The organism is Streptomyces sp. NPDC001450, assembly GCF_053597295.1.
Window position 1 is genome coordinate 1 of the sequence record NZ_JBSFHY010000094.1, and the last position, 9,753, is coordinate 9,753.

The 9,753-nt window shown below is 70.5% G+C and carries 4 protein-coding genes and 1 pseudogene; 4 read left to right on the plus strand and 1 reads right to left on the minus strand.

Annotated features, from left to right (window positions below; genetic code table 11):
• Positions 1-92 (minus strand): annotated as a pseudogene (locus ACWC5O_RS44550) (carbohydrate ABC transporter permease); the annotation flags it as partial.
• A 579-nt stretch (positions 93-671) separates the two neighbouring features.
• Here ACWC5O_RS44550 and ACWC5O_RS44555 point away from each other — a divergent pair.
• The 4 genes from ACWC5O_RS44555 to ACWC5O_RS44570 all read left to right on the plus strand — a co-directional run bounded on the left by ACWC5O_RS44555 (position 672) and on the right by ACWC5O_RS44570 (position 9,657).
• Positions 672-7,724 carry a DUF3560 domain-containing protein gene (locus ACWC5O_RS44555; RefSeq protein ID WP_450591434.1) on the plus strand — a complete coding sequence of 2,351 codons (7,053 nt, stop codon included), beginning with the start codon at positions 672-674 and terminating at the stop codon, positions 7,722-7,724.
• 172 nt (positions 7,725-7,896) lie between these two features.
• Positions 7,897-8,412, plus strand: a complete 516-nt coding sequence (locus ACWC5O_RS44560; protein ID WP_450591432.1) for a hypothetical protein — start codon at positions 7,897-7,899, stop codon at positions 8,410-8,412.
• 116 nt (positions 8,413-8,528) lie between these two features.
• Positions 8,529-9,329 carry a hypothetical protein gene (locus ACWC5O_RS44565; protein ID WP_450591430.1) on the plus strand — a complete coding sequence of 267 codons (801 nt, stop codon included), beginning with the start codon at positions 8,529-8,531 and terminating at the stop codon, positions 9,327-9,329.
• A 130-nt stretch (positions 9,330-9,459) separates the two neighbouring features.
• Positions 9,460-9,657: a hypothetical protein gene (locus ACWC5O_RS44570; protein WP_450591429.1), complete on the plus strand. Its 198-nt coding sequence runs from the start codon at positions 9,460-9,462 to the stop codon at positions 9,655-9,657.
• Positions 9,658-9,753 lie beyond the last annotated feature (96 nt).

The following is a 9,753-nucleotide window of genomic DNA, read 5'->3' on the forward strand; positions in this document are numbered from 1 at the left end:
ATGGTCCCGACGGCGGCGAACACCGGCCGTGCGTTCGGCACGACGACCAGCCAGTACGTACGCCAGTACCCGAGCCCGTCGACCTGTGCCGCGCCGAGCGATCGTTCGCTCCGCGAACGATGTGCGAGCCCTCCGGGCTCGCGGCCTGGGCGACCGCAGGCCAGTCGGTGGTCACTGTATGAAGGAAAGCGTGGAAAACGGTGCGCCCCCTCGTGCGCACCCCTTCTGACCTGCGTAAAGGCCATCGCGTCGAGATTGTGGAAAATGGTGCGCACCTCTTCTGACCTGCATAGATGCAGGTAGCGGAAAGCGTGGACTGCCGTGCGCAGTAACTCTCTGTGATGGGTTCCACGTCGAGATTGTGGACTATGGTGCGCCCTTTTTCCACAGGTGGAATCGAACTGATGTTGGGGCGCACCGTACTCCACGAAACCGAGCGTGGCGAGATTCCAGCGTTTACCTGACATACCGTCAACCCCCCCTGGAATGCAGGTGCCTGATGGCTCACCAGTCAGAGACTGACGTGACGTCAGTTCCCATGTCGTGGATGTTCCGAACTGACGAGGCGTCAGAAAAAGGAGGGCGGCGCACGACCGTCAAGGCTTGCAAGACCCCGAAAAATTTTAGTAGTCTTCTGGGTGTTGGGACGCTCCCCGAAAGGAATCCGAACCATGCGCGTCATGATCACTACTCCCGCCCTGAACGCTATGGAAGGACACGGCCTTACCGACGCTGCGTTGATCGTTGACGATCGGCGTGTGGCGGTCGCCTACTCGGTGTTCAGCCCGGCAACCAGCCGGTACAGCCTGGTGACGCTTGACGGGCGTTGGATCATCCCGGGCAAGGAGGGTTACAAGACGCGGGGGCCGGCGTCGACGTTCGCGCGGAAGAACATCGCGGATGTGCGCCCGGACGGAATGGTGATCCTGGAACCGGTGCGGCACAACGGCCGGTACGCGATGACGCGGTACGGGCAGCGTCGTTCGGGTATCTGCCGCGGCACCGTGTCTATGGACCGGTACGGCTACAAGTGCACCTGTGGCGAAACCCTGTCGTTCAGCGACATCCACCGTCCGGGGTGGACGATCGTTACGGACGGCCGTAGGGGTACGCACACGCAGGCTTACGCCGTGCGTTCGTCGGATGCGGTCGAGTGGTCGGCGGACGTTCCCATGTCATGTGACGCGCCGGTCGTGGTCGGTGGGCCGGAGGTTCCGGCGCCCGTGGAGGCTCCGGCTCCCGCACCCGTGGAGGCTCCGGCGGAGGTTCCCGCCCCCGCGCCCGTGGAGGCGACTACGGCGGACGGTACGGCGCTCCCGTTCGGCACGTACCGGCCGAACGTTCCGGGCGTGCGCACGCTGCGGGATGCGCGCCCGTTGGTCATCGGTGGCCGGACCATTACGGCGGTTGTCGAGTCGTCCGGCTGGACCCTGTTTGCCGGGGGTGAGATTCTCGCGACGGGTGACGCGCGGGAGATCTCCGGCGACGCGTGCGAGTGGTTCGCTGCGCGCGCCATGGCGGAGACTGCCGAAACGGCGCGCCCCGGGGTGGTGTGGGAGCGCGAGGGGAACGGCGCCTACGGCGCTAAGCGGCACGTCGTCACGGTCGACGGCCGTTGGTCGTTCCGCGTGGACGTCACGGGGCCGGACCGGAATGGGCTGGAGACTTTCAGTGCGCCCCTGTTGCTGGTTGCTGGCCGTGACAAGGGCGTCAAGGTTCCGACGATTCAGGTTGCGGACTTTCAGACGTACGAGCGTGGCGCGTGTGAGGCGGACATTCAGGCTTGGCTGAACCGTGAGGTTCGGGCGCGCGAGACGCGTCACGCTGAGTTGTGCGCGGTCGGTAAGACGCCGCGCCCTGCTGAATACCGGGGTGTGTGCGGTCAGTGCCGGATCAAGGCACCCGGTAAGACGCGCTGCGACTGCACCGGAGGGAAGACGTGGGCCGCGGGTGAGCGCGACCGCGCCGACATGGCGCGCGTGTTCAAGGCGACGCGCAAGGCGAGCGACGCGCGTGCGGCCGGTAAGGATGCTCCGGCCGGCTTCTTCGGCTGGTCCGTCCCGGCTCGTACGGCGGAGTGGACGCCGGAGGGTTACGCCCCGGGCGTGATGCTCGCGTGGGACGTCGAAGGGGTGGCGTTCACTGGGCAGGTTTGGGCGAACGACGTGATCACGGGTGAGTGGTCGGGATCCTCGTACGCGGGCAGCGCTGACGCGTGCGTGATCATCGCGACCGTTGACGGGGTGCGCGCCACGCGTGATCAGGCCGTGGCCGTTCCCATGTGGTTCGGGTCGAAGCACGGGACGCCGTACGCGCGGGTGTCGGTGCCGAACGGTACGGATGAGGACGGTAAAGCGCGCCGCTTCACTGCTGACGTGACGGTGATCGCTGCCGAGTGCGCGTCTGAGGGGCTGTTTCCCGTGGAGGCGGTAGAGGAGTCGGCCCCGGAGGAGAACGGGCCGGAGAACGACGCTGAGACGTCCGCGCCGGTCGACCCCGGTTACAGCCTTGATGTGGCCGAGGGGGAGCGCGTGTTCTCGCGCCCCGGTTTCGCCGACGGTGGGTCGTACAAGGGACGCGCGGCAGTGCTCCGCGGAGTCGTCACGGTGGGTGACGCGCGCGCCGCGGTCGAGCGGTTCCCCGAGACGCTGCGCACGTCGGGCGGCGCGGTTGTTGACGGCGCGATTGTTCCGATGGGGTGCGCGATGCTCCGCGCACGGGCCACGGTGCGCACGGATGCCGGGTACGCGGTGACGCTGCCCGACGGTACGACCGTGACCGGTACGTGGGTGGAGTGCGGGAACGCGTTCGCTGAGTGGGCGATCACGCAGCGCCCGGAGTTCGTGTGCGCGACGGCCGAAGGTCACGCGGACGGCGCGGCGACGCTCGCCCGGATCGGCGCTGAGGTTCGGGCGGAGCGCGAGCAGGCCGAGGCGGAAGCGGCGCAGGCTGCCGCGGACCTGGCCACGGTTGCGGCTGATCTTGAGCGGGTGTGGTCGGTGTGGTCGCCGTACCTGGCTGACCTGACGGACGAGGACGAAGAGCGGGTGTACGGGGTGGATGCGGGGGCGCGTACGGCGCTGCGGTACGCGCGTGCCGCGGTCGAGCGGAACGATTCGGGGGCAGTTGTGCACTTCGTGAACGAGGCGCGTGAGGGCGTCGAGTGGCTGGCAGAGTCGGCGCGCCGTTCGGGCCTGACGGTCCCCGACGCTCCGGCCGAGGTTCCCGCGCCGGTTGCTGCGCCCGTGCGCGCCCTGCCGGACGTCGACAGCGCTCCGGATGCGGTCGAGGCATGGGAGGGCGAGGGCGGCGCCGTTCCGGGCGTGGCCACCCCGCCGGTGTACGCGGCGGAGACCGCTCCGGAGCCGGCGACTTCCACAGGACTTGACGCGGACACTTCAAACGAGAATCGCAGCCCCGGCGGGGAAGGGGGGTTTTCCGGGGAACTTGACGCGAACGCGTCAAAGAACCGGGGGGAGTCCGCGGCGGCTGTGGCGGTTATGCCGATCGACTGGGCGAAGCCTGCCGGGCGCGGTGACTGCGCGGCGGCAAATACGTGTGGCGGGTTCGGGGTGTTGCTGTGGGACGTGCCCGGCTGTGCTCCGCGCTGCGCCGAGTGCGCCGCACGGGTCATGGGGCACTCGCCGGCGGCGCTGCGCGCGCTCACCCTGCCCGGGGACGTCGCGGAGGCGGAAGAGGGGGCAGAGGCGGCGGACATCGTCATCCGGCACACCCACGAGGACGGCACCACCGTTGAGGGCTCCTCCAAGGGTGACGGGGTGTGGGAAGCGTTGCGCCCGCTGGGCTGGACCTATCGGCGTACCCCGGGGATCTTCATCCGTGGCAGCCGCTACAAGGGCGCCGACCGGTGGAAGATCAACCGGGCTGCGGACGCGGTGCGCGCACTCGGCCTGTCGTGCGCTGTGGTGATCGAAGAAACCATGTCGTTCGCCGAGCGGGAGGCCGCCCGCGTGGATGCGTCCGAGGAGCGGGCGGAGCGGTACGCGGACCGGGCCGGACGTGCGGCGGCATCGTCGCAGGCTGCGCGGGATGCCTCGGACCGGATCGCCGAACGGTTCTGGATGGGTCAGCCGATCCTGCCGGACCACTACAGCGCGCCGAAGGCGTACCGGGACCAGGAGCGCATGCACAACGCGATGCGTAAGAGCATCGCCGAGGGCGAGCGGGCCGGTTACTGGGCATCTCGTGCGGCGGCCGCGGACGCCTACGAGCGGTACCGGAAGAACCCGGGGCGCACGCTGCGCCGTATCGAGAAGCTGGAGGCGGAGCGGCGCGGCGTTCTGCGGGAGCGTGACGGCGTCGACGACAAGGGCCGTAAGGCTGATGTGTGGCGACGCGAGCCATCCGAGGCGCGCCGGGAGGAGCTGACGCGCCGTCTGGCCGAGTACGACGAAGAGCTGACGTACTGGGCGGAGACGATCAAGGAGGCGGAGCGGCGCGGCTTCAAGGTGTGGGGTCGAGCCGACTTTGTGAAGGGCGATTTCGCGCGGTGGCGGGGGTCCTGGTACGAGGTGAGCCGGGTCAACGCCAAGACGGTGACCGTGCCGCACATCCACGCCGCGTTTGATGGCGGCACCGTCGGCGCCGTCGGCGGCTGCCGTGTGGTCACCCGCGCGGCAACGGCTGAGACCCGGCACAAGGGCAGCACGTACACGCTCCCCTACAACGAGGTGAGCGGGCGCATGTCGGCCGAGCAGATGCGGGCCGCCCTGGCAGGTGAGGCGATCCCCGCCGACCCGCGCGACGTCACCCCGGAGCCCGCCCCGGAGGAGGCCGAAGCGCACGCTGCGGCCTGTGCCCTGGCTGACGTGGTGTCGGACCCGTCCGGGGTGGACGTGTGGGAGGGCGAGGGCGGCGCCCTGGGCGACGTTCCCGAGGCGGACGCCGTGGCGGTCGAGGTAGCGCCCGTGGCCGGCGGCGGCACTCCGGCCGTCCCGACGGGCAAGGCCCGGAGGGCACTTTCCCAGGGACTTGACGCGAACACGTCAACTATGGCAATCGCCGTGGGGGAAGGGGGGTTTTCCGCAGAACTTGACGTGTGCAAGTCAAATATGGCGGCTGTCGCGACCGATACGGTGAGCGACCCGGGCACGGTCAACTCCTGGGAGAGCGAGGGCGGTTCCTGCCCGGGGGTGCAGGTCTGGTCGGCCGGCGAGCCTGCAGAGCTTCCGTCGCCGGCCAGCTGCGATGACGCGCGCACAGACGGTCTCGAGTGCCCGTCCGGGCTGTACGTCGTGCCCCTGCTTTCCACCCGCTACCGGGACTGGTGGGGGGTGGAGTGCGGCCGGTGCGAGCCGGGCATCCGCAAGGCTCTTGACGATCGGTGGGCGGACAAGGCGGATGCGTACGACGCTGCCCGCGCGCACTACGAGCTGAGCCACCGTGCGGCCGATGACGTGCTCACGGCGGCGGAGTTGGACGAGGTCGCCGCGTGGTCGTGGTCGTTCTCGGCCGCTCAGGTTCAGCTCTTGGGGTGGATCGAAGAGGCCAAGGTAGACGAGTTCCAAGACGGGGTGTGGGCGTGCGATGTGGCGTACGACCGGTTCGACGTCAACAAGCGGGTGAGCAAGCCGCGCATCCTGGGGTTGCTTCGGGCCGGTCTGGCCAAAGTGCTGATGGATGCGCCCGGGGAGCTGCGCGCGTTTCGGCTGACGGATGAGGGGCGTCGGGTGCTGCGCCTTTGGCGCCGCGCGCACCGGCACGGCCTGGTGACCGAGACGGACAAGGACGTCAAGTACGAGCCCAAGTCGGGGCGTGGGCGGCTGGATTACCCGTGGCTGTCGGACGGCCGTCTCTTCCCGGCGGAGGAGCGTGCACTCGCCGAGCAGAATCAGGACCAGGGCGCGGCGGATCTGCCCGCGTACGCGCCGGACGTCGTCAGCGATCCGTCCGGGCCGGAAGCGATGGACGCGGAAAGCGGGTCGCCGGTCGAGGTCGCGGCCGACCGGCGGGCGGTCGACCGTGCGGCGGTGCGGGCGATCATGGATGAGGGCGAGGCGGCCGAAGTAGTGCCCGCACTCGGTTGGTCGGCGCGCATGGTCACGGTGATGGAGGCGGCGGCGGCCGGTCTGCTGTGGGCGGGTGAGGACGACAACACCTTCCGGCACTGCGGGCGGCGGGTGAAGGCGGAGCGCGTACGGCTGCTCATGGGCGGCGGGTTCCTGTACCGAAGCGCGGACGGCCGGGTGTACCCGACGGACGACGGCAAGCGCGCCCTGCACCTGGTGCGCCTCAACCCCGGCGGGGTGTACGCCGACGACCGCGCCGCCTATGAGGCGCGGCTGACCATCGCGAAGCGCGACCGCGACCTATCCAGCGACGGCCGTAAGGAGCGCGCGCGTACCCTGGCCCCGCTTCCGGGCGGGCAGGAAGCCAAGCGGCGGCGGGAAGCCTTCTACGCCCGGCTCGCTGAGTGGGAGCAGCGGAGGGCCGAGGCGCGCGCCGAGTGTGAACGGATCATCGCCAGGGGCGAGGCCGAAGAGGCCGCCCGGAAGGCGGAGGCGCGGCGCCGTGAGGCTGAGCGGGAAGCCGCCGAGCGCGCCCGGATGGAGACAGAGGCCGAAGCGCGTACGGCGGCCGTAGAGGCGGCCGAGCGGCGCCGGGTGAAGCGCGCCGGTCGCAGTGAAGTGCGCCGGATCATCGCAGGGATTTGGCACGTCACCTACCAGGGCGACACCTACGTGATCAGTGACGAGTGCGGGGGGCTGTGGCTGATCGCGCCGGACAACTCCCGTGTGGGAACCGTGGCACCGGACGGGGACGGAGACCCGGACGCCGCCCAGGTGTGGGCACTGCTGACTGGCGGGCAGGACCAGGCCGCGGCCGACGAGACGGTCGAGCGCTGCCCGGCGTGCGAGTGCCGCGAGGGCGAGGTGTGCGGCGGCCGGTGCGACGGGTGCGGCCGGACCGCCGGCCCGGCATCGCACTGCGCACCGGGGCCGGCGCTTCCCCAGGGCGAGGACGAGAACACCTTCAAGGTGTCCCCGCCCGTGGGCGCAACGGGGTCTTCCGCCGGACTTGACGCGTGCAGGTCAAAACTGAGGGGCGTTCCCGCCTTCGTGGCGGACGTGGTGAGCGACCCAGGCGCAGTCAACGGCTGGGAGGACGACGGCGGCACCTGTCCAGAGGTGGAGAATCCCTGCCCGGCCGGCGAACCCGCTGTCCTGGAACCGGCGATCCGTGACGACGTATGCGCAAACCCTGTCTCCTGCCTGCCGGGTCTGCACGTCGCGCTCCTGCCCTCCCCTGCCATGCTCGCCCTTCCTGCGGCCCCACGGCGGCTCGCACTGGAGCCCGCGCCGATCGCGGTGCCGCGGAGCGCGCCGATCACCATCGAGAGCCGGGGCCAGGAGCACGACGAGCGCGCGGCAAGTGCTCGGGCGGACGCAGAGGCCAAACCGGCTGCCGGCAAGGCGCCGACGGTGCGTGAGTACGGCCGGTGGCTGATGACCTCCCCCGCCGAGCGGCTCGGGGTAGTCGCGCAACGCCAGTCTGCCGCAGGGGTGTTGGTGCGGCTGTACGGTGCGGCGCTGCTGCTCGCGCTGGTCCTGGTGGTGCTCGGCGTCCTGGTCGCCGGAGCGGCAACGAGCGTGATGCTCGTCAAGGCGGTGCGGCTCTCCGTGCGCGTTCTGCGCCGGGGGCTTGAGCGGGGTGCCGACAACGGCGAGAAGCCTGACGGGGGCGGGTACGTCTTGGTTGCTTAGCCGGTCGTCAGGGCGCGGTCGTGGGGGTGAGCGGCGGCGCCGAGCCTGTGAAATCCGCTCCCGTGGGGGCTCTGGACGATGAGGCGCGCCAATCTCCCTTGATGCTGCGAAAATTTTTAGTAGTCTTCAGGGTGTCGGGAACACCCGACGCCTACAGGAAGGACCCCCCAACATGGCCAACTCCCCCGCCACTCAGGAAGCCCCGCGGCTGACCACCGGCCCGCTGATCGCCGAGGCCCTGCGCCGCGAAGGTGTCGCGTTCGAGATGCGATCCCCTTACCTGCGCATCCCGACGGCGAATGGCGAAATCCTGATCGAGGCCCGCAACTGCAACCGCCCCTGCGGGGACGACACGGACACCCGCAGCGGGTGGGACATCGGCCGGCATCTGTTCGCCGGATGGGTGGCCACCTGGTGGGACACCACCGACCCGGATGGCGGGGCGGCCGAGGTGTACGACGGCAACACCTCCGGGCTCGGCCCGGTCCCGGACGCCGAGGAGTGCGCGTTCGCGGTACGCGCCTTCCTCGCCCCGGACGGCGGGCACCGCCTCCGTCTGCTGAAGGCCTCGCTCGACACCTCCCGGCCGCAGGCCGCAGCCCGCGCAAGGGCCGAGCTGCGCCAGCTGGTCGCGGACGGCGTGGCGGCCGCCCGCGAGCGCCGGGCGCGCGATGCCTTTCCCTTCTGAGCCCTCAGCCCCCGCCGCGCAGGCGCGTGGCCCGTTCGAGCCGGGCCGGGGAGCACCACGCCGACCGTTGAGACGGCGGACGGCAGACCACGGCAGACACGAAAGAGAGGGTCCACGTGAGCTACACCCACACCCTTGCGAGCCGGTACGGCGCCACCCCCGTCACGGTCACCGTGACCGGCCTGCCGAGCGAGGCGGCCCGCGCGGTCGCCGACTACGCCGAGACGCTCACACAGCAGCTCTCTCTCGCCCGCATCGAGCGGGACGAGACCCGCAAGGCCGCCTACCGCCTCCAGGCGCAGCGGGAACGGCAGGTGAGCGTGACGTTCACCGAGGCGCAGAGGCTCGAGATGTGCCGCACGTCGGAGGAGCGCAACCGTCCGGCGGCCGTCGAGGTGTACGTGTCCCCGATCACGGGCGGGGCCGCGCTGCACTGGATCGACAAGAGCGGCAAGAACGCCTCCGGGTGGGACCCGGTCAGCCTGGAAGACCGCCACTCCTCCGCGATGAGCGATGACCTGCACGCCGCGGCCGGGCTCATCCTTGCCAAGCGCGGGCTCAACTACGTGCCCGGCGCGACGTGGAGCGGTGACCGTACGCGGTCCCGGGTGCCGATCCTGCCGACCCGCGACTACCTCAAGCTGCAGGAGCGCCGGTTCGGTCCGGTCCCGGTGCTGCAGCCGGTGGACACGCTCGCCTTCCAACCGACCGGGGACCGCGGCTGGTGGAAGGTCAAGGGCGCCCCGGACGGCGAGCCGTACTGGCTCACCTGGACCCCCGCCCTGAAGGGCGACCAGTGGACCGTGTGGGGCGCCATCCCGTACGAGGGCCTCGGCCTGCGCCCCGCGCGCCTGGTGGCCCGCGCAGGCGCCGTCGCCGACCTCGCCGACCTCGCCGCCATCGTCGACGGCCAGTAGCCGAGGAGCAGCTCCTCGAGCACGACGGCACCGGCCATCTGGCGGACGGCCGCTTCCACAACCAGCTCCGGCCCCTCGGCCCAGGCCTCTCGAGCCGGGGACATCACGACACCACAGGAAGAGACATCTCATGATCCGCGTCATCCGCACGGTCAAGCTCAAGCAGTTCTGCCGCTCGCTCACAGCCCTCCACGACCGCGCCGGCGCCGCGAAGACGCGCGCCGACACCGCCGAGCACCGTATCGACAAGGCCATGCAGGTGCTCGACGCGCTGGATGTTGCGCAGGACCACATCGTGCGCCAAGCGCTCAAGGGCGACCTGGTGTGACTGCCCGGGTGGCGGCCGACCTCACGTGCAGGTGCGGTCAGCCAGGCCCGGGGGCGGGGCAGGTACGCGCACGCCGGCAGCAGCCACATCGCGAAC

Coding starts and splice junctions, on each gene's coding strand:
- ACWC5O_RS44555 (WP_450591434.1), top strand. CDS start 672: ATGCGCGTCATGATCACTACTCCCGCCCTGAACGCTATGGAAGGACAC.
- ACWC5O_RS44560 (WP_450591432.1), top strand. CDS start 7,897: ATGGCCAACTCCCCCGCCACTCAGGAAGCCCCGCGGCTGACCACCGGC.
- ACWC5O_RS44570 (WP_450591429.1), top strand. CDS start 9,460: ATGATCCGCGTCATCCGCACGGTCAAGCTCAAGCAGTTCTGCCGCTCG.